General features: G+C 52.4%; 17 protein-coding genes. 15 read left to right on the top strand and 2 right to left on the bottom strand.

Annotation, left to right across the window (positions count from 1 at the left end; genetic code table 11):
* Positions 1-30 precede the first annotated feature (30 nt).
* The 9 genes from ansB (at position 31) to lpxK (ending at position 12339) form a co-directional block, all read left to right on the top strand.
* Positions 31-1077, top strand: a complete 1047-nt coding sequence (gene ansB, locus ACI2J2_RS09470) for an L-asparaginase 2 (RefSeq protein WP_404759944.1) — start codon at positions 31-33, stop codon at positions 1075-1077.
* Positions 1078-1364: 287 nt separating this feature from the next.
* Positions 1365-2453 carry a 3-phosphoserine/phosphohydroxythreonine transaminase gene (gene serC, locus ACI2J2_RS09465; RefSeq protein ID WP_209632563.1) on the top strand — a complete coding sequence of 363 codons (1089 nt, stop codon included), beginning with the start codon at positions 1365-1367 and terminating at the stop codon, positions 2451-2453.
* A 115-nt stretch (positions 2454-2568) separates the two neighbouring features.
* Positions 2569-3855 (top strand): 3-phosphoshikimate 1-carboxyvinyltransferase, encoded by a 1287-nt coding sequence (gene aroA / locus ACI2J2_RS09460; protein WP_404759943.1) that lies wholly within the window; start codon positions 2569-2571, stop codon positions 3853-3855.
* Between the two features lie 278 nt (positions 3856-4133).
* Positions 4134-4823, top strand: a complete 690-nt coding sequence (gene cmk, locus ACI2J2_RS09455) for a (d)CMP kinase (RefSeq protein ID WP_209632565.1) — start codon at positions 4134-4136, stop codon at positions 4821-4823.
* A 181-nt stretch (positions 4824-5004) separates the two neighbouring features.
* Positions 5005-6678, top strand: a complete 1674-nt coding sequence (rpsA, locus tag ACI2J2_RS09450) for a 30S ribosomal protein S1 (protein ID WP_020826130.1) — start codon at positions 5005-5007, stop codon at positions 6676-6678.
* A 63-nt stretch (positions 6679-6741) separates the two neighbouring features.
* A complete protein-coding gene (gene ihfB / locus ACI2J2_RS09445) occupies positions 6742-7026 on the top strand; it encodes an integration host factor subunit beta (RefSeq protein ID WP_004942652.1) in 285 nt (94 codons plus the stop codon).
* A gap of 254 nt (positions 7027-7280) precedes the next feature.
* Complete coding sequence (locus ACI2J2_RS09440) at positions 7281-9575, top strand: ComEC family protein (RefSeq protein WP_404760287.1); 2295 nt, start codon at positions 7281-7283, stop codon at positions 9573-9575.
* Between the two features lie 35 nt (positions 9576-9610).
* A complete protein-coding gene (gene msbA, locus ACI2J2_RS09435) occupies positions 9611-11359 on the top strand; it encodes a lipid A ABC transporter ATP-binding protein/permease MsbA (RefSeq protein WP_209632566.1) in 1749 nt (582 codons plus the stop codon).
* Positions 11359-12339 (top strand): tetraacyldisaccharide 4'-kinase, encoded by a 981-nt coding sequence (gene lpxK, locus ACI2J2_RS09430; RefSeq protein WP_404759942.1) that lies wholly within the window; start codon positions 11359-11361, stop codon positions 12337-12339. The genes msbA and lpxK overlap by 1 nt, the downstream gene beginning before the upstream one ends.
* A gap of 1 nt (position 12340) precedes the next feature.
* Here lpxK and ACI2J2_RS09425 read toward each other — a convergent pair whose 3' ends face one another.
* On the bottom strand, positions 12341-13747 hold the full coding sequence (locus ACI2J2_RS09425; protein WP_404759941.1) for a VOC family protein: 1407 nt from the start codon (positions 13745-13747) through the stop codon (positions 12341-12343).
* Positions 13748-14273: 526 nt separating this feature from the next.
* On the opposite strand from ACI2J2_RS09425, the gene ACI2J2_RS09420 reads away from it, so the two are divergent.
* The 6 genes from ACI2J2_RS09420 (at position 14274) to ACI2J2_RS09395 (ending at position 18524) form a co-directional block, all read left to right on the top strand.
* Positions 14274-14483 carry a cold-shock protein gene (locus ACI2J2_RS09420; RefSeq protein WP_404759940.1) on the top strand — a complete coding sequence of 70 codons (210 nt, stop codon included), beginning with the start codon at positions 14274-14276 and terminating at the stop codon, positions 14481-14483.
* A 220-nt stretch (positions 14484-14703) separates the two neighbouring features.
* Entirely contained in the window at positions 14704-14925 is a 222-nt protein-coding gene (locus tag ACI2J2_RS09415; protein WP_006320799.1) for a cold-shock protein, read from the top strand.
* 110 nt (positions 14926-15035) lie between these two features.
* Entirely contained in the window at positions 15036-16262 is a 1227-nt protein-coding gene (locus ACI2J2_RS09410) for a winged helix-turn-helix domain-containing protein (RefSeq protein ID WP_404759939.1), read from the top strand.
* A gap of 289 nt (positions 16263-16551) precedes the next feature.
* Positions 16552-16734: a Trm112 family protein gene (locus ACI2J2_RS09405; protein ID WP_006320791.1), complete on the top strand. Its 183-nt coding sequence runs from the start codon at positions 16552-16554 to the stop codon at positions 16732-16734.
* Positions 16731-17480, top strand: coding sequence for a 3-deoxy-manno-octulosonate cytidylyltransferase (gene kdsB, locus ACI2J2_RS09400; RefSeq protein WP_209632572.1), 750 nt, complete (start codon positions 16731-16733; stop codon positions 17478-17480). The genes ACI2J2_RS09405 and kdsB overlap by 4 nt, the downstream gene beginning before the upstream one ends.
* Before the next feature lie 147 nt (positions 17481-17627).
* Positions 17628-18524, top strand: coding sequence for a YcbJ family phosphotransferase (locus ACI2J2_RS09395; RefSeq protein ID WP_265555154.1), 897 nt, complete (start codon positions 17628-17630; stop codon positions 18522-18524).
* Between the two features lie 6 nt (positions 18525-18530).
* Here the strand turns inward: ACI2J2_RS09395 and elyC are convergent, their stop codons facing one another.
* Entirely contained in the window at positions 18531-19304 is a 774-nt protein-coding gene (gene elyC / locus ACI2J2_RS09390) for an envelope biogenesis factor ElyC (protein ID WP_209634155.1), read from the bottom strand.
* Between the last annotated feature and the right edge of the window lie 100 nt (positions 19305-19404).

Genomic DNA, 19404 nt, shown 5'->3' with positions numbered 1-19404 from the left:
TCAGCGGGTTATCTATCATGGAGAAACCCAATGAAATCAGTGAAACTCAGTGTTGTGGCGCTACTGTTGGCAGGCGCAAGCGGTTCTGCGCTGGCATTGCCAAATATCACCCTGCTGGCGACCGGCGGTACCATTGCCGGCGGTGGCGACTCTGCCACCAAATCGAATTACACGGCGGGTAAGCTGGGTGTGGATGCTTTGGTGAATGCCGTACCGGAGCTGAAAAACCTCGCCAATGTACAGGGGGAGCAGGTAGTGAACATCGGTTCACAGGACATGAATGATGAGGTGTGGTTGACGCTGGCGAAGAAAATCAACGCCGACTGTGCCAAGACCGATGGTTTTGTCATTACTCATGGCACAGACACGCTGGAAGAAACCGCCTATTTTCTGGATCTGACCGTCAAATGCGATAAGCCCGTCGTGATTGTTGGCGCAATGCGCCCTGCAACGGCAATGAGTGCCGACGGCCCGTTCAATTTGTATAACGCAGTAGTCACAGCGGCAGATCCGCAATCTGCTAAACGTGGGGTTCTGGTAGCGATGAACGACAGCGTGCTGGATGCCCGCGATGTGACCAAAACCAATACCACTTCGGTACAGACTTTCCAGTCACCTAACTATGGTCCGCTTGGCTATATCCATAACGGCAAGGTCGACTACCAGCGTTCACCGCAGCGTAAGCACACGACAGAAACCCCGTTTGACGTGTCCAGCCTGACCACTCTGCCTAAAGTCGGCATTATCTATAATTACGCCAATGCTTCTGATGCACCCGCCAAGGCGTTGATTGCTGAAGGCTATCAGGGGATCGTCAGCGCGGGGGTGGGTAACGGTAACCTGTACAAGACGGTGTTCGACACGTTGGCAACGGCTGCACATAACGGTGTTGCGGTGGTACGTTCTTCGAGAGTGCCTACGGGCTCCACGACGGAAGACGCCGAAGTGGATGACACCAAGCTTGGCTTTGTCGCCGCTGGCACGTTGAACCCGCAGAAGGCGCGGATCCTGCTGCAATTGGCACTGACGCAGACGAAAGACCCAAAACAGATCCAGCAGATGTTCAATCAATATTGAGTTGAATGCATTTTCTTCATTCGGGGGCCTGTGTGCCCCCTAGCTATGTCGGCTGAATACAGCATAAAAAACCGCGTTAACCCACTGAATTAGCCACTGTCGCAGCGTTTTATTGCAGAAAACGCCGGTCATTTGGCAGAGCCTGTTATTGCCGAGGGGGAGGGTTTCCCCGCGTCGGGCGAATAACCATTGCAGGCGGGGGGCGCGAGTGATAAAACCGATGGGATAGTTCGGGCGTATTTCGGTAGGCCAGTATCATTGGCGAATAGTGAATGTGGTGAGGGGAAATGACTCAGGTTTATAATTTTAGCTCTGGTCCGGCCATGCTGCCGGTTGAAGTATTGCGTCGTGCGGAACAGGAATTGTGCAACTGGCATGGTCTTGGCACCTCCGTGATGGAAATCAGCCATCGCAGCAAAGAGTTTATCGAAGTTGCCCAGCAGTCCGAGCAGGACCTGCGCGATCTGCTGAAAATCCCCTCCAACTATAAAGTGCTGTTCTGCCACGGCGGTGCCCGTGCGCAATTTGCCGCGCTGCCGATGAACCTGTTGGGTGATAAAACCACTGCCGATTATATTGACGGTGGCTACTGGGCTCACAGTGCCATTACCGAAGCGCAAAAATACTGCACACCAAACACCATTGACGTAAAAACGTCTGTTGACGGCCTGCTCGGCATCAAACCGATGAAAGAGTGGCAGTTAAGCGACGATGCGGCCTACGTGCACTATTGCCCGAATGAAACCATCGACGGCGTGGCGATCGATGAGGTTCCTGACTTCGGTGCTGATAAAGTGGTGATCGGTGATTACTCATCCACCATTTTATCTGGTCCACTGGACGTTAGCCGTTTTGGCGTGATTTACGCCGGCGCGCAAAAAAATATCGGCCCAGCAGGCCTGACGCTGGTGATCGTGCGTGAAGATCTACTGGGTAAGGCGCGCCGTGAAGTACCATCGATTCTCGACTACACCGTGCTGGCCGAGAACGACTCCATGTTTAATACTCCGCCGACCTTTGCCTGGTACCTGTCTGGCTTGGTGTTCAAATGGCTAAAAGAGCAGGGCGGTTTGGTGGAAATGCACAAACGCAACCAGGCCAAAGCCGAGTTGCTGTATGCAACCATTGATAACTCCGATTTCTACCGCAGTCGCGTGGCTCTCGCCAACCGTTCCTGGATGAACGTGCCGTTCCAGTTGGCTGACTCTGCGTTGGATAAAGTGTTCCTCAGTGAAGCTGAGGCCATTGGTCTGCAGGCGCTGAAAGGGCACCGAGTGGTTGGCGGTATGCGTGCTTCCATTTACAATGCAATGCCGCTGGCCGGCGTGCAGACATTAACCGACTTTATGGCTGACTTCGAACGTCGTCACGGTTAAGCTCGGTTGCCTGCTATGAGCGGGTAGCCTTCGCTGTTGTCCTTTTGCGTTAAAGCGGCTCCGGCATTATTCCCGGGGCCGTTTCGTTTATCAGATTTTGGAGATTTTTGTTCACATGGTGGATTCCCTGACGTTACAACCGGTCGCCCTGGTCAATGGCACCGTCAACTTACCCGGCTCCAAGAGCGTATCCAATCGTGCTCTGCTGCTGGCTGCACTGGCTGAGGGGACGACGACGTTGACCAACTTGCTGGACAGCGACGACGTGCGCCATATGTTGAATGCGCTACAGGCGCTGGGCGTGAGCTATCAGCTGTCTGACAATCGCACCACCTGTAAAGTTGAGGGTGTTGCCGGCCCGCTGGTGGCCAGCCAGCCGCTTGAACTCTTCCTTGGCAATGCGGGTACGGCAATGCGCCCATTGGCGGCGGCACTGTGCCTGGGCAACAATGATGTGGTGCTGACCGGCGAACCACGCATGAAAGAACGCCCAATCGGTCATCTGGTTGATGCCCTGCGCCAGGGCGGCGCACAGATTGATTATTTAGAGCAAACGGATTATCCCCCATTGCGTCTGCGCGGCGGTTTCCACGGTGGCGATGTGACCGTGGACGGCAGCGTATCCAGCCAGTTCTTGACCGCATTGCTGATGACAGCGCCACTGGCTGAACAAGATACCCACATCCATATCAAAGGTGAGTTGGTTTCCAAGCCTTACATTGATATCACGCTGCACCTGATGCGTACTTTCGGTGTTGAGGTCAGCCACGACAACTATCGCGTATTCCACATTACTGGCCGCCAAAACTACCGTTCACCCGGCGACTATCTGGTGGAAGGTGATGCCTCTTCTGCTTCCTACTTCCTGGCGGCGGCGGCAATTAAGGGCGGAACCGTGCGCGTAACGGGCATTGGCAAAAAAAGCGTGCAAGGGGACACCAAGTTTGCCGACGTGCTGGAGAAAATGGGCGCGCGTATTACCTGGGGGGATGACTATATTGAATGTACCCGCGGTGAACTGCAGGGTATCGACATGGATATGAATCATATCCCGGATGCAGCGATGACCATCGCAACTGCGGCTTTATTTGCCAAAGGCCCGACGACTATCCGTAATATCTATAACTGGCGAGTGAAAGAGACCGACCGTTTGGCAGCAATGGCGACAGAGCTGCGTAAAGTGGGTGCCGAAGTGGATGAAGGGGAAGATTACATTCACGTGGTACCGCCAGCTAAGCTGACGTTTGCCGATATCGGTACCTACAATGATCACCGTATGGCTATGTGTTTCTCATTGGTGGCCCTATCGGATACGCCAGTCACCATTCTGGATCCGAAATGCACCGCGAAAACGTTCCCGGATTATTTCGAACAGCTGGCGCGCATCAGTCAATTAGCCTAACCGCAGTCAGATGCTTTCTTTTAAGGCCCTTCATTGGGCCTTTGTCGTTTTTTAATCCTCGTTGCCTGGTGCGTCCGCTATACTTTTGCGCGGTCATACGCTTATTTTCAACAACCAGACAGTTCCAGGGTAACAGTTCGCCGCTTGGCAGCGTATAATGCGCCACCGTGACTGACTGCCCGACTGGGCGGACGGCAGGGACGCGTTTAATTATGCTTTCGCATTGTGCTGATGGCAGGTTATGTCCCTGCGAGGTTTTCTACCTGAAGGAGAGAGAAATGACGGCTACAGCTCCGGTGATAACCGTTGATGGACCAAGTGGCGCAGGCAAAGGCACGTTGTGTAAAGCGTTGGCCGAGTCCCTTGGTTGGCGTTTGCTTGATTCCGGCGCGATTTATCGCGTGCTGGCGTTAGCGGCGCTGCATCATCAGGTCGATATCACGTCTGAGGAGGCGCTGGTTCCACTGGCCGCACATCTCGATGTTCGTTTTATTGCCCAGGACGGCAAACTGCAGGTTATTTTGGAAGGTGAGGATGTCAGCAATGAAATTCGCACTGAAACTGTCGGTAATACCGCTTCGCAGGCCGCTGCTTTCCCGCGTGTACGTGAAGCGTTATTACGTCGTCAGCGGGCTTTCCGTGAGTTCCCGGGCCTGATTGCCGATGGTCGTGACATGGGCACCGTGGTGTTCCCTGATGCGCCAGTCAAGATTTTCCTGGACGCCAGCTCTGAGGAGCGTGCGCACCGCCGCATGCTACAGTTGCAGGAAAAGGGCTTTAATGTTAACTTTGAACGTCTTTTAGCCGAGATAAAGGAACGGGATGACCGCGACCGTAATCGGCCTATCGCGCCTCTGGTGCCGGCTTCTGACGCCCTCGTGCTGGATTCAACCAGTATGTCGATCGACGAAGTCATCCAGCGTGCGCTGACTTATGCACATGAAGTTTTAGCGTTGCCGCAGCAGTAAGCGCGGCGGCGTTATTGGCTTTTTGTCATATTTGTCATGGTAGTATCGAACTATATCGGGTAAAATTTTACCCCTGTAACCTAAACCCTGTCGGCATGGAGCCAATGGCGGGGTATGTGAAACAACCCCATTCGGCGGGATGCTAAATGGACGTTAAACTATAGAACCCTGAAGATTAAACATGACTGAATCTTTCGCTCAACTCTTTGAAGAATCCCTGAAAACAATCGAAACCCGTCCGGGTTCCATCGTTCGTGGCGTTGTAGTTGCTATCGACAAAGACGTAGTACTGGTTGACGCCGGTCTGAAATCTGAGTCTGCCATCCCGGCTGAGCAATTCAAAAACGCACAGGGCGAGCTGGAAATCCAGGTAGGCGACGAAGTTGATGTTGCGCTGGACGCTGTTGAAGATGGCTTCGGTGAAACTCTGCTGTCCCGTGAGAAAGCTAAGCGTCACGAAGCTTGGATCACGCTGGAAAAAGCTTACGAAGAAGCTGAAACTGTCGTCGGTGTTATCAACGGCAAAGTTAAGGGTGGCTTCACTGTAGAGCTGAACGGTATTCGTGCGTTCCTGCCAGGCTCCCTGGTAGACGTGCGTCCAGTACGTGACACTCTGCACCTGGAAGGCAAAGAGCTTGAGTTCAAAGTCATCAAGCTGGACCAGAAACGCAACAACGTTGTAGTTTCTCGCCGTGCGGTTATCGAATCAGAGAACAGCGCAGAACGTGATCAACTGCTGGAAAACCTGCAGGAAGGCATGGAAGTTAAAGGTATCGTTAAGAACCTGACTGACTACGGTGCATTCGTTGATCTGGGCGGCGTTGATGGCCTGCTGCACATCACTGATATGGCTTGGAAACGCGTTAAGCATCCGAGCGAAATCGTCAATGTTGGCGACGAAATCACTGTTAAAGTGCTGAAGTTCGACCGCGAGCGTACTCGTGTATCCCTGGGCCTGAAGCAACTGGGCGAAGATCCATGGGTTGCTATCGCGAAACGTTACCCAGAAGGCACCAAGCTGACTGGTCGTGTAACCAACCTGACTGATTACGGCTGCTTCGTAGAAATCGAAGAAGGCGTTGAAGGTCTGGTACACGTTTCTGAAATGGATTGGACCAACAAAAACATCCATCCGTCCAAAGTTGTTAACGTGGGCGATGTAGTGGAAGTTATGGTTCTGGACATCGATGAAGAACGTCGTCGTATCTCCCTGGGTCTGAAGCAGTGCAAAAACAACCCATGGCAGCAGTTTGCAGAAACCCACAACAAGGGCGACCGCGTTGAAGGTAAAATCAAGTCTATCACTGACTTCGGTATCTTCATCGGCCTGGACGGCGGCATCGACGGCCTGGTTCACCTGTCTGACATCTCCTGGAACGTTGCAGGCGAAGAAGCAGTACGTGAATACAAGAAAGGCGACGAAATCGCAGCGGTTGTTCTGCAAGTTGACGCAGAGCGCGAGCGTATCTCCCTGGGCGTGAAGCAACTGGCTGAAGACCCGTTCAATAACTACCTGTCTATGAACAAGAAAGGTACTATTGTTACTGGTAAAGTCACTGCAGTTGACGCCAAAGGTGCTACAGTTGAATTAGCAGGCGGCGTAGAAGGTTACCTGCGTGCTTCTGAAGCCTCTCGCGACCGCATTGAAGATGCAACTCTGGTTCTGAATGTGGGTGACGACGTTGAAGCTAAATTCACCGGCGTTGACCGTAAGAACCGCGTAGTAAGCCTGTCCGTACGTGCTAAGGACGAAGCTGACGAGAAAGATGCAATCGCTACTGTTAACAACAAACAGGAAGAAAGCAACTTCTCTAACGCTATGGCTGAAGCTTTCAAAGCGGCTAAAGGCGAGTAATGACGGGGGGCGGTTTGTTAACCGCCCCGATACGGTAGTTTAGCTGCAAAGCTTGGAGGAACTATGACCAAGTCTGAACTTATTGAAAGACTTGCTGGCCAGCAATCTCATGTACCGGCGAAAGCCGTTGAGGATGCAGTGAAAGAGATGCTAGAACATATGGCTGCTACGCTAGCCGATGGTGAGCGCATCGAGATCCGCGGATTCGGCAGTTTTTCTCTTCACTACCGTGCTCCGCGTGTGGGTCGCAACCCGAAAACTGGTGATAAGGTTGAGCTGGACGGCAAGTACGTTCCTCACTTTAAGCCAGGTAAAGAGCTGCGTGACCGTGCCAATATCTATGGTTAGTCGCTGACTACCATAGAGTTGTTGCTTGTGAAAAAATATAAAACGGTGCCTTTGGGCGCCGTTTTTTTTTGACTATCAGTTGGCGAACTCGCTGCTTTTTGTATTTTCTTGCGTGTGATGCCGCAAGTTTCAGGCTGGAGCAGCAACAGCGACGGTTATTGTGCGGCATCAGCCGTGAATCCTTTGATTACAACTGTTACACATTGATCTATATGTGAACAATCCCGTGATACCGGCGGCTGGATTGCCGCCTTATTCCGGGAGAAAGGCCTATCAAGACTTCGCTGGATCTGGCAGCTATCGCTGTTGTCTGTGGCATTCTGCCGTTATTGGTATTGCCACAATTGCCCGATGGGTTAACAACTCTGGGGGCTGTTTTACCTGCCAGCCTGATGCTGCGTTTCCGCTGGGCGATATGTCAATTTATTGGCTGGTGGGCCCTGAGCTTTCTGTGGGCGGTCTTCTGCGCCGGGCAGTTGGTGGCGCAAGTGGAATGGCTGAGTCGTGGGTCGGAAGTGACGGCGGTGGTACAGGTCGGCAGTGTAACTTTGGTGCCTGCAGCAAGTAAACAAACGGTGATGAACATCGAACAGGTTAATGGACGCTGGCTAATGCCATCTATTGCCTTTACTACCCTCTGGCAGCCTGAAGAGCCAAGACTGTGCGCCGGACAACGTTGGGAACTTCAGCTGCGTCTGAGGCCTATGCACGGCACGCTCAATGAGGGGGGATTCGACAGTCAACGCTGGGCGATGGCGCAACGTCAACCGCTGACAGCGAAGGTAAGACGCGCGAGACTGCTTGAGGGAAGTTGCAACTGGCGGCAGCGTATTATCAGCCATGCCGAGAGCAACATCGGTGACCTGCGCTATAAATCGGTGTTGCTGGCTCTGGCTTTTGGCGAAAGAACCTCGCTGGACCCGGCATTACGCACTCTGATGCTGAAAACCGGCATTGCACACCTCATGGCCATTTCAGGTCTTCATGTGGCCATGGCGGCGATATTGATCTGGGCGACGCTACGAGCGGTTCAACGGCTATTACCTGCGCATCTCATCGGCTACCGTTTCCCACTGTTAGCAGGTTGGCTAGGCACCTTGATGTATGTTTGGTTGGCTGGTGCACAACCTCCGGCGGTGCGAACTGCCCTGGCGCTGACGTTATGGATGCTGCTGCGTTTACGCGGTGTCCACTGTAGTTCCTGGCAGGTGTGGCTGTGGTGCGTGGCCCTTATTCTGATTTGCGATCCGCTATCGGTGTTGTCAGACAGTTTCTGGCTCTCGGTGCTGGCGGTTGCCTGCCTTATTTTCTGGTTCGAATGGGTGCCGTTAAGTGCCCGTTTTCGTTCCGCCTGGTACTGGGCGCCTGTGCGCTGGCTGCATATCCAGTTCGGTATCACCTTATTACTGGTGCCTATGCAGGCCGCTTTGTTTCTCGGCCTGACGTTAACTTCTATGCCCGCTAACCTGTGGGCGGTACCCGTGGTTTCACTGGTGACGGTTCCTGTTATTTTGGTCGCGGTTCTTTGCGGTACCTGGCCGATATTGAGCGGTGGGTTATGGTGGTTAGCGGATTTGACGCTGCTTGCGGTATTTATGCCGTTGCATTATTTGCAGCGGGGTTGGGTCGATCTCGGTTCGGCATCCTTGGCTGTCAGTATCGCCGGTTGGTTACTGGTGGTTTTTTGGCGTTTTCACTGGTGGTTGCGTTATGCATCGGGGCTGGCAACGTTGGCGGTGTGTTGCCTGCTGTGGCGTGAAAGAGAACCGCCATACCGCTGGCGTGTCGATATGCTTGATGTTGGACATGGATTAGCGACAGTGATTGAAAAAAACGGGCAGGCAATCGTGTATGATACCGGACCCCGTTGGGGGGCAGGCAGTGCCGCAGGACGGAATATTTTGCCATTTCTTAACTGGCGAGGACTGTCTGTGGAGCAAATCATTCTTAGTCATGATCATCTGGATCACACAGGTGGTCTTGACGAGATACAACGTGCATTTCCACAAGCGACGGTAAGGAGCCCAGGGTTTGGTGTGGGGCATTTACCTTGCGTAGCGGGGGAGCGCTGGGAGTGGCAAGCGCTTCAGTTTCACGTATTGTGGCCGCCGAAGGCGGTAAAAATGGCGGGAAATGACGATTCATGTGTTATCCGCATCGATGATGGGAAATACAGCCTTTTGTTGACGGGAGATGCAGAAAAAAGGGCGGAGACACAGTTGGTTCGAGAGCAACGCCATTCGTTGCCCGCTACGGTGCTGCAGGTGCCGCACCATGGCAGCAAAACGTCATCCACAGCGCCGTTTTTACGTGCGGTGGCACCGGTGGCGGCAATCGCGTCGGCATCTCGCTACAATAAATGGCGATTACCTGCTGCTAAGGTCGTCACCCGATACCGGGAAAATGGCATCGCATGGCACGATACTTCACGCTCAGGTCAGTTATCCGTACTTTTTTTCGACAACAATTGGCAAATTAAAGGCTTTCGTGAACAATTAATGCCCCGTTGGTACCATCAGCGGTTTGGCGTAGAGGGTGATAATGAGTAAAATAGGCCGCTATTTCTTCCGATGCTGGTATTTGCATGATGAATGATAAAGATCTCTCCACCTGGCAGACTTTCCGTCGCCTTTGGCCGATGATCACACCTTTTAAGACCGGGCTGATTGTGGCCGCCATTGCGTTAGTACTGAACGCGGCTAGCGACGCCTTTATGTTGTCTTTGCTTAAACCTTTATTGGATGACGGTTTTGGGAAAACAGAAAGCAGCATCCTGCTGTGGATGCCGCTGGCTGTTATTGGTTTGATGGTTTTGCGCGGGGCAACGGGCTTTGTTTCCAGCTACTGTATTTCGTGGGTTTCCGGCATGGTGGTGATGCACATGCGTCGCCGGTTGTTCGGTCACATGATGCGGATGCCGGTTTCCTTCTTTGATCAGCAGTCTACGGGGACCTTGTTGTCGCGAATCACCTATGATTCCGAGCAGGTGGCATCATCATCTTCCAGTGCGTTGGTGACCGTGGTGCGTGAAGGGGCGTCGATCATCGCGCTGTTCACCATGATGTTCTACTACAGCTGGCAACTGTCGGTGATCCTGATCGTACTGGCGCCGATTGTTTCTATTGCAATCCGCATCGTTTCCAAACGCTTCCGTAATATCAGCAAAAACATGCAGAATACGATGGGGCAGGTAACGACCAGTGCCGAGCAGATGCTTAAGGGGCATAAAGAAGTCCTGATCTTTGGCGGCCAGCAGGTTGAAACCGACCGCTTTAACTCCGTCAGTAACCGCATGCGCCAACAGGGCATGAAGTTAGTTTCCGCTTCCTCGATTTCTGACCCAATTATTCAGCTTATCGCCTCCTTGGCATTGGCGTTCGTGCTGTATGCCGCCAGCTTCCCAAGCGTGATGGAAACCCTGACGGCCGGTACTATCACTGTGGTGTTTTCTTCAATGATCGCCCTGATGCGCCCGTTGAAATCACTGACTAACGTCAATGCCCAGTTCCAGCGTGGGATGGCAGCCTGCCAAACGCTCTTCTCTATTCTGGATATGGAGCAGGAAAAAGATACCGGTACCCGAGAAGTTGCGCGGGCGAAAGGCGATATCGAATTCCGTAACGTGACTTTCTTCTACCCAGGTAAAGAAACACCGGCCCTGCGTGATATCAATCTGAGCATTTCAGAAGGTAAAACAGTGGCGTTGGTCGGCCGTTCTGGTTCGGGTAAATCGACCATTGCCAATCTGTTGACGCGTTTTTATGACGTGCAGGAAGGCGAGATCCTGATGGATGGCCACGATCTGCGTGAGTATACATTGGCATCGCTGCGCGACCAGGTTGCACTGGTTTCGCAAAACGTACATTTGTTCAATGACACTATCGCCAACAACATCGCTTACGCGCGTGAAGATCGCTATAGCCGCGAAGAGATTGAAAAGGCCGCCCGCATGGCCTACGCCATGGATTTCATTGAGAAAATGGAAAATGGTCTGGATACGGTTATCGGCGAGAATGGCGTGATGCTGTCTGGCGGCCAACGCCAGCGTATTGCTATCGCCCGTGCTTTGCTGCGTGACTGCCCGATCCTGATTCTTGATGAAGCCACCTCGGCACTGGATACCGAATCGGAACGTGCTATTCAGGCTGCGTTGGATGAATTACAGAAGAACCGCACTTCGTTGGTCATTGCCCACCGCCTGTCAACCATTGAGAAGGCCGATGAAATTCTGGTCGTAGAGGATGGTCGTATCGTGGAGCGTGGTGAGCATGCCGCATTGCTCGAAAAGCAGGGTGCTTATGCCCAGCTTCATCGCATGCAGTTTGGTCAATAATGATTGAGCGCATCTGGTCAGGAAGTTCACTGATCTATCTGCTGCTGTTGCCGCTGTCTTGGTTGTATGGCTTGGTCAGTAGCCTGATTCGACTCTGTTACCGGTGTGGCCTGCGTAAAAGTTGGCGCGCACCGGTGCCGGTCGTGGTGGTGGGGAATCTCACCGCCGGTGGCAATGGCAAAACGCCGATGGTGATCTGGCTGGTGGAGCAATTGCAGCAGCGTGGATACCGGGCGGGTGTGGTTTCGCGCGGCTACGGCGGTAAAGCAGAGGCTTATCCGCTGTTACTTAATGCAGATACCACCACTCAACAGGCAGGTGATGAACCGGTGTTGATTTATCAACGTACCGGTGCGCCAGTCGCTATCTCACCTAAGCGTGCTGAAGCGGTGCAGGCACTCCTTGAGCAGCAACCGCTTGATGTGATCATTACCGATGACGGTTTACAGCATTATGCGTTGCAGCGTGACTTTGAATTGGTTGTCATTGACGGTGTGCGTCGTTTTGGCAACGGTTGGTGGTTGCCTGCGGGCCCGATGCGAGAACGTGCTTCACGCTTGAACAGCGTGGATGCGTTGATTGCCAACGGCGGTGTAGCGCAGAAGGGCGAAATTGCTATGCAGTTGCAGGCGCGTGATGCGGTGAACATCGCCAGCGGTGAGCGCAGGCCAGCCGTTGAACTACCGCATGTGGTGGCAATGGCAGGTATTGGTCATCCACCGCGCTTCTTTGCCACGTTGGAAAAGCTGGGCGTAGATGTCGAAAAAGAAGTGGCGTTTGCCGATCATCAGGAATATCAGCACGCGCCATTGGCGGCACTGGTCTCCTCTGGGCAAACATTATTGATGACTGAAAAAGACGCGGTCAAATGCCGTGCTTTTGCCCAGCCCAACTGGTGGTATTTACCGGTCGACGCGGTACTTCCCCCCGAGCAGGCTGAGCAACTGCTGCACAGCGTTGAAAAACTGCTGAAAAAGTAAATCAAACGGCCAGCGCGTGAAGCCCCAGAGCTTGCGCGCAGGTTTCTATCGAGCGCTGCTGCGTTTGTTCATACAACGATAACTCATCGATCACCGCTGCACCCAACGCCGACTCAAACGCCGTTCGGCTTGAGCTCGCGTTGTATTGCGCGTGCCGACTGTCGCCCAGGTTCGACTGGAAAATACCCGCCGCACTGACAGGCAGAAAATCCTCATAGACCAAGGGTTGGAAACGAATGTATTCCTGTGCGATCAGCTGTTCTAACGTGCTGTGGGGATCCAGCGCGTCTTTTGCCGCCAGCCCGCACTCTGTCGGAAAGTAGCGGAACCAAGCCAGCTGTTGTTCACGCAAGGTTGCATAGTCATCGGGAAATGCCTTGAAGTGTTCCGCCAGTAACTGATTGTAGCGGTCCGCATTTTTTTCACTGGGGGGTGCCTGTAAAGCATCATTGGTTGCTTGTAACAGGCGATCGTACAGCGCACGGCCTTTCGTTGTCAGTGCTACACCGCGCTGTTCAATTTCACCGAACCGTGCAGTGTGGTGTCCTGAAACGGCGCGACCGTCATGTTCAACAAAGTCGACGTTTTCCTCCAGCGCTTTAAAACTGGTCTGACGCAGAAGAATGGGGCGACGGCGCGGTGGTGGGCCTTCAATGACGGCTTTAGGGGTAATGCCCCGGCTTGGCATAGACTGTTGAACAAGGTCTATATCGAGTGTGCGTGGCGTCAAATGGTTAATGTGCGGGCCTTTGAACGCCACTACATCAGCAATCAGGCGGTGCTGGTCGTGCAACTGCTGATATTCGGCTGCGCTGACCGTTGCGCGGCTGTGCCAGCGGAAGGTTTCCAGTGCCTGCTCGACAAATTCATCTGCCTGACCGTTGTCCAATCCGCCCTGAGCTTCTTGTAATACGATCAGTTCCAGTGCCCGTTCAGTAAAGATGCGGCGACGTGCCAACAGCTGTTGCGCCAGTTCGCGCAGCTCTGGGTTTTCAATCAGCTCAAGGCGTAATAATGAGGTGAAAACACGAAAGGGGCTTATCTGCAACGCGTCTTCATGTACCGCACGAAACGCGGTGGAGTGAACCGGGACACCGGCCACGGCCAGATCGTAGTAACCGACCGGTGACATACCCATAACGTTGAACAGCCGCCGCAAGGTGGCTAATTCCTCTGCGGTGCCCACTCGAATAGCACCATGGCGTTCCATAGCCAACCGTTCGATTTCGCCGGTAATTTGTAATTGGTGTGCCAGTGCGGCATCTTCGCGCAGAACCTGTCGGTTAGTTTCCGCCACCAGTTCGAGCAAATCACCATACAGAGGCACCTCTTTCTGGTACATATCTGACATGGCATGGGAGAATCTGGCGCGGATTTCATTCGGTGAGACGAACTGCTGGGCGGTCATGCGCATAGCTCCTTCATTCAGTATAATCTGAAAAATATTATTTTTGACGGTAAAAGTACTGGCTAAACGGCCATCCGCCTTGTTTTCACCTCAAGTTTAGCTATGTGAATTAGCTTTTGTTATAGCTTGGGCAAGCATATTAGATTTTTATGCGTTAGCTCTCATTTGAACAAAGAATAGCGGGCGAAATAGACATCCAGAAGGCAATGAGGCCAAGAGTTTTACGTAAAAAAAGATAAATTAATCCATGCACAATCATAGACATAAAAAATTAACCGCAGGAATGATTAAAATAGGGCAATAAACCTCTTGTGCAAATGACGGATTTGTGAGTAAATGCAAGTCGGCCTGTGATGCAGACCTATTTATGTTCGAGTATAGAGTTAAGTAGTTCCTCCCAAAACGTTATCATCTGATTCCGCTTCAAAGACGAACCTTCTAAGTACCTCCCATAAGTAATGTTTCTAAAAACGGCCTAAATTGCCTTATGGCAGGTTTTGTATATATATTTAAAAGGTAAATGTTAATGTCTAAGAAGACTGGTCAGGTTAAGTGGTTCAACGAAAGCAAAGGTTTTGGTTTTATTGAACAGAACGACGGTGGTAAAGATGTATTCGTACACTTCTCCGCAATCGAGACCGACGGTTTCAAAACTCTGGCTGAAGGCCAGCGTGTTGAGTACACCATCCAGGACAGCCCGCGCGGGCCGGCTGCCGCTAACGTTGTTGCTCTGTAAGTAAACAGGGAATAACGTAAAGAGATCTTAATACAACCATGATGAGGCGTTTAGCTGATTCATTGCGGAAGATATTAAGTCCAACAAGCCCGCCATTGTGCGGGTTTTTTAATTTTTGCTCACGAGAGGTTTCTTACGAAAAACTTTAGGATGGGCTGGTAGCGTCCAACAATAATAAAAATGACGTTGTTAAGGATGCTCAAGTAAAAGGATATAAGTTATGTTTAAAAATACTGTGTTACAAATGGGCCGTGTGAAATGGTTTGATCAGGCTGCAGGCTATGGCTTTATTTCACCGGTAGATGGCAGCGACGAAATTTATGTAAGCCGTCGTTCTATCGCCAATACTAAAAATAAATCACTAAACGAAGGTCAGAACGTCGAGTTCTCGATCTATCGCAGCTCTCATGGGCTGTCTGCGGCAGACGTTATCGCGTTCTGACCCATCCCCTTCCTCGCCAGTGCCGGTGCCGCCACCCCAAGCACTGGCGAAGATAAATTTCCCGATATCCACTATTATCAAACGATTGTTTAATCGTTTCGGATTTCAGGATGATTACCCCGGTTATTTCTCTGACTGCCGCCCGTGCACTCCATCTTGCTGCGCAAGGGCTGTTATCCCCAATGAAACGCAAAGCCAAACCCGACGATGTGGTTGCCGCTATTGAGCGTATGGGACTCCTGCAAATCGATACCATCAGTGTGGTCGCGCGTAGCCCTTACCTAGTACTCTTCAGTCGCCTGGGCGACTATCAGCCAGAATGGTTGGAGCAGGCCCTGGCGGGCCGCCGCTTGTTTGAGTATTGGGCGCATGAAGCCTGTTTCTTACCCATTGAAGATTTTGGCCTGTTGCGCCACCGCATGTTGCAGCCGCAGGAGATGGGGTGGAAGTATTCCGAAGAATGGATGCAGGAACACCAGTCGGCAATTGCGTCGCTCTTACGGCATATTGAAACCGGTGGCCCGGTTCGTTCGGCGGATTTCAGTGCAGAGAAAAAAGGAAATAGCGGCTGGTGGGACTGGAAACCGGAAAAGCGCCACCTCGAAATTTTATTCACTGCGGGTAAGTTGATGGTTGCTGAACGGCGCAACTTCCACCGTGTTTACGATTTGACGGAAAGGCTATTGCCGCATTGGGATGATAGCCGACACACGTTATCCACCGAGCATGCGCGGCATGAGATGCTCAGCCGCACCTGTCGCTTCCTGGGGCTCTTCAAGGCCGAATGGTTGGCAGATTACTACCGTTTGAAACGTGTTGCCCCGAAAGCACTGCTGGCGTCGTTACTACAAAAGGGCGATGTGTTACCCGTGTTGATCGACGGCTTGGACGGCGAGTTTTACGTGCACCATTCACTGGCGAAGGAGCTACAACAGGCGGAGCAGGGAACCTTAAAATCCAGCGTGACCACATTACTTTCCCCTTTTGATCCGGTGGTCTGGGACCGTCGCCGTGCGCTGGAACTGTTCAATTTTGACTATCGGCTGGAATGTTATACACCCAAAGAAAAGCGGCAATATGGTTACTTCACGCTGCCTGTATTGCAGCGGGGTGAGTTGATAGGTCGTATTGATGCAAAAATGCATCGTCGGCAAGGTATCTTTGAAATTATCAGTTTCCATCCGCAGGCCAAGGTTCGTTTTGGTAAACAGCGTGTGCAGGATATCCGACAGGCGATAACGCGCAGTGCAAAATGGCACGGGGCGAAACAGGTTCTGGTGGGTAATATTCCGGCACAACTGGCCGTTGAGTGGGGTGAAGGCTGGGAGGTGGTATAACGAACGGCACTTTGGGCGTGGGTAAAACGAATTCCAGCACCGCTCGTTACAATGGGTTGCCTCAGTTGCTGAAGTTGGCAAACAGGGCGATGATCTTATGAATACGTTTGATCATGATAAATTTATTTTTGTGATTCAAGTCACAAAATTCTACGCCTGCGTTGAAGGCAATTCAATCCCCTTTGCAGATTAAAAGTGCCCTGGTAAACAGCCGATGATTAACCTGGCGCATAGCGTTATGCTATCCTCACCCACTTTCCGTACGTTAGATCTCCACCCTGGAGGAAGCATGGACCACCGTTTACTCGAAATCGTTGCCTGCCCGGTCTGCAACGGTAAGCTCTATTTCAATAAAGAAAACCAGGAATTGGTGTGTAAAGTGGATGGCCTGGCCTATCCGCTGCGCGATGGCATTCCCGTCCTGCTGGAAAATGAAGCGCGGGCGCTGTCATTGGATGAGAAACACGCATGAGTTTTATCGCTATTATTCCAGCCCGTTATGCATCAACCCGTTTGCCGGGGAAACCTTTGGCCGACATTCACGGTAAGCCAATGGTGGTGCACGTAATGGAACGTGCACGTGAGTCAGGGGCTAGCCGCGTGATTGTTGCGACCGATCACCCAGCGGTAGCTGATGCGGTTAAAGCGGCAGGTGGTGAAGTTTGCATGACCCGGCCCGACCATAATTCCGGTACCGAGCGTCTTGCGGAAGTGATTGAGCACTATGGTTTTAGCGATGACGAAATCATTGTTAATGTCCAGGGTGACGAGCCGCTGATTCCACCTGTCATTGTACGTCAGGTCGCTGAAAACCTGGCGGGTAGCCAAGCGGGTATGGCGACCCTTGCGGTGCCAATCGACAGCGCAGAAGAAGCGTTTAACCCCAATGCAGTCAAAGTGGTTATGGATGCGCAGGGTTATGCACTCTATTTTTCACGTGCCACTATTCCTTGGGATCGTGAGCGTTTTGCGCAATCCAAAGAAAGCATTGGTGACAGCCTGTTACGCCATATCGGCATTTACGCTTATCGTGCCGGTTTTGTGCGCCGTTATGTCACCTGGGCACCAAGCCAACTTGAGCAGATAGAGTTGCTGGAACAGTTGCGGGTGCTTTGGTATGGTGAAAAAATCCACGTAGCGGTTGCCAAAGCAGTGCCGACAGTGGGTGTTGATACGCCGGAAGATCTGCAGCGGGTGCGCGACAGTATCAAAGGCTGAGCATTGAACGTCGGCGCGTCACACAGCGCGTCGGCGGTATAATTTCCCTTCTTATATCCCCATTTTGTTGATCTGCGTTGAAGAATTTTTCTGCTCACCGTTCGATGATATCAGCGTCTCTTCTTTTCCTCTTGAGGCCATTTTCATATGGAGCAGTTACGCGCCGAACTGAGTATTGTGCTGGGTGAACCGATCAGCCGACTGGAACGCGTTAGCGAACAGCCTTATGCACACATGTATTCGCTGTATGACCAACAAGGCCATGCGATCCCGCTAATGGCAAAAAGCTTTGTCTGTCAGGGTATCGCCCAACAAGAGTCTTACAAGTTATCGATGCTGTCCCGGGAAGGGGATATTCGCCTGCCGACGGTGTATGGCGTGGTCTATACCCATCAAGCGCCCTATAAAGAAATCTTGTTGATCGAACGGTTACGTGGCGTATCTGCAGAAGCACCAACGCGTACGCCGAACCGGTGGAATACGCTAATGGAACAGATTGTCGATGGTGTGTTGGCCTGGCACCGTATCGACAGCCATGGCTGCGTCGGTACGGTTGACAGCACCCAGGAAAATGATTGGTTTTGTTGGTATCAACAGCGGATAGAGGTGTTGTGGTCGACAGTCTGCAATCTTAACTCGCCACAGTTGACCATGGCCGATCGCCGTTTGTTGTACCGTACGCGCGAAGCACTGACCCATTTTTTTGTCGGATTCGACGATCCCTGCGTGCTGGTGCACGGTAACCTGTCGTTGCGCAGCATGCTGAAAGATCCGAAAAGTGACCAGCTGTTGGCAATGCTGAACCCGGGAATGATGCTGTGGGCTCCACGTGAATATGAGTTATTCCGGCTGTGTGAGGCGGGGATGCCAAGTCAGCTCTTGTTCTATTATTTGCAACGGGCACCGGTTGCGGAGTCCTTCCTGGCACGGCGTTGGTTGTATGTCGTGTGGGAAGCGATTGGGCGGTTAGTCCATACCGGCAAGCTTGAGCGACAACCCTTCGATTATGCCTCAAAACAGCTGTTGCCCTGGCTTGCCGGTTAAGGCCCGTTAGTCGACAGAAACCTCATCGGCTCCTTTCAGCCACTGCCACAGGCTGCCCAGCGTTTCATACCAGGCACGCTCGCTGTGGCCGAGGAACATCGCCGACGGCACGACGCGATCCCAAATGTTCAAACGCGAGCTGATGGCCAACTGATTGGCCGGTGCCGGGATCGGGTGAAGCCCCTTGGCTTCAAAGAAACGCATGGCCCTTGGCAAATGGTTAGCCGATGTCACTAAAATAAACGGCTGCTGACCCACCAGTTTAGATACCTGTGATGCCTCCTGCTCTGTATCCATCGGACGATCCAACAACACAATGTCGCTGTTCGGCACACCCAGACTTTCCGCGACGCGCGCTGCCGTCGCCGCGTTGCTCAAGGTATGCGGGCCACCGGCCCCGGTGAACACCATTTTCGCTCCAGGGTGCGCGAGGTATAAACGCACACCTTCTGTTACCCTCGGCAGGCTATTGCCGATCAGATTGGAGCTTGGTGCCCAGTCCGGGTTAAAGGTATAGCCACCCCCCAGTACCACGATATAGTTTACCGGGTCAGTGCCGCGATAGGTGACATACTCTGACTCTATGGGCCGTAACAGCCTATCGGCCACGGGCTGCAGGCTGAAAAGCAATAAAAACAGCCAGCTCAGCGTCAAAATGACCCTGCCGCTTTTTTGCCAACGAGTGAACCAGAGCAGTAACAGCGCCAGTCCCATGAGCAGCAGCAGCGCAGGTAACGGCATTAAAATGGCGCCAATGAACTTTTTCAGGTTAAAGAGCATCAAAAATCAGGTCCTTTTGGGCGAAAAAACGACATCTGGGCACAATCAGGCCGCAAGAAGATTCATTCTAAGCCAGTCTGTGCCAAAATAGCAGGTTTGA

This window comes from Serratia sp. NPDC087055 (assembly GCF_044900985.1).
Classification (GTDB): Bacteria; Pseudomonadota; Gammaproteobacteria; order Enterobacterales; family Enterobacteriaceae; genus Serratia.
The sequence above is the reverse complement of the archived record's forward strand: the minus strand, read 5'-3'. Positions and strand labels throughout refer to the sequence as shown.

Bases quoted from the DNA above. Each gene is read 5' to 3' on its own strand.
- ansB (WP_404759944.1), top strand. From the start codon at position 31: ATGAAATCAGTGAAACTCAGTGTTGTGGCGCTACTGTTGGCAGGCGCA.
- serC (WP_209632563.1), top strand. From the start codon at position 1,365: ATGACTCAGGTTTATAATTTTAGCTCTGGTCCGGCCATGCTGCCGGTT.
- aroA (WP_404759943.1), top strand. From the start codon at position 2,569: ATGGTGGATTCCCTGACGTTACAACCGGTCGCCCTGGTCAATGGCACC.
- cmk (WP_209632565.1), top strand. From the start codon at position 4,134: ATGACGGCTACAGCTCCGGTGATAACCGTTGATGGACCAAGTGGCGCA.
- rpsA (WP_020826130.1), top strand. From the start codon at position 5,005: ATGACTGAATCTTTCGCTCAACTCTTTGAAGAATCCCTGAAAACAATC.
- ihfB (WP_004942652.1), top strand. From the start codon at position 6,742: ATGACCAAGTCTGAACTTATTGAAAGACTTGCTGGCCAGCAATCTCAT.
- msbA (WP_209632566.1), top strand. From the start codon at position 9,611: ATGATGAATGATAAAGATCTCTCCACCTGGCAGACTTTCCGTCGCCTT.
- lpxK (WP_404759942.1), top strand. From the start codon at position 11,359: ATGATTGAGCGCATCTGGTCAGGAAGTTCACTGATCTATCTGCTGCTG.
- ACI2J2_RS09425 (WP_404759941.1), bottom strand. From the start codon at position 13,747: ATGACCGCCCAGCAGTTCGTCTCACCGAATGAAATCCGCGCCAGATTC.
- ACI2J2_RS09420 (WP_404759940.1), top strand. From the start codon at position 14,274: ATGTCTAAGAAGACTGGTCAGGTTAAGTGGTTCAACGAAAGCAAAGGT.
- ACI2J2_RS09415 (WP_006320799.1), top strand. From the start codon at position 14,704: ATGTTTAAAAATACTGTGTTACAAATGGGCCGTGTGAAATGGTTTGAT.
- ACI2J2_RS09410 (WP_404759939.1), top strand. From the start codon at position 15,036: ATGATTACCCCGGTTATTTCTCTGACTGCCGCCCGTGCACTCCATCTT.
- ACI2J2_RS09405 (WP_006320791.1), top strand. From the start codon at position 16,552: ATGGACCACCGTTTACTCGAAATCGTTGCCTGCCCGGTCTGCAACGGT.
- kdsB (WP_209632572.1), top strand. From the start codon at position 16,731: ATGAGTTTTATCGCTATTATTCCAGCCCGTTATGCATCAACCCGTTTG.
- ACI2J2_RS09395 (WP_265555154.1), top strand. From the start codon at position 17,628: ATGGAGCAGTTACGCGCCGAACTGAGTATTGTGCTGGGTGAACCGATC.
- elyC (WP_209634155.1), bottom strand. From the start codon at position 19,304: ATGCTCTTTAACCTGAAAAAGTTCATTGGCGCCATTTTAATGCCGTTA.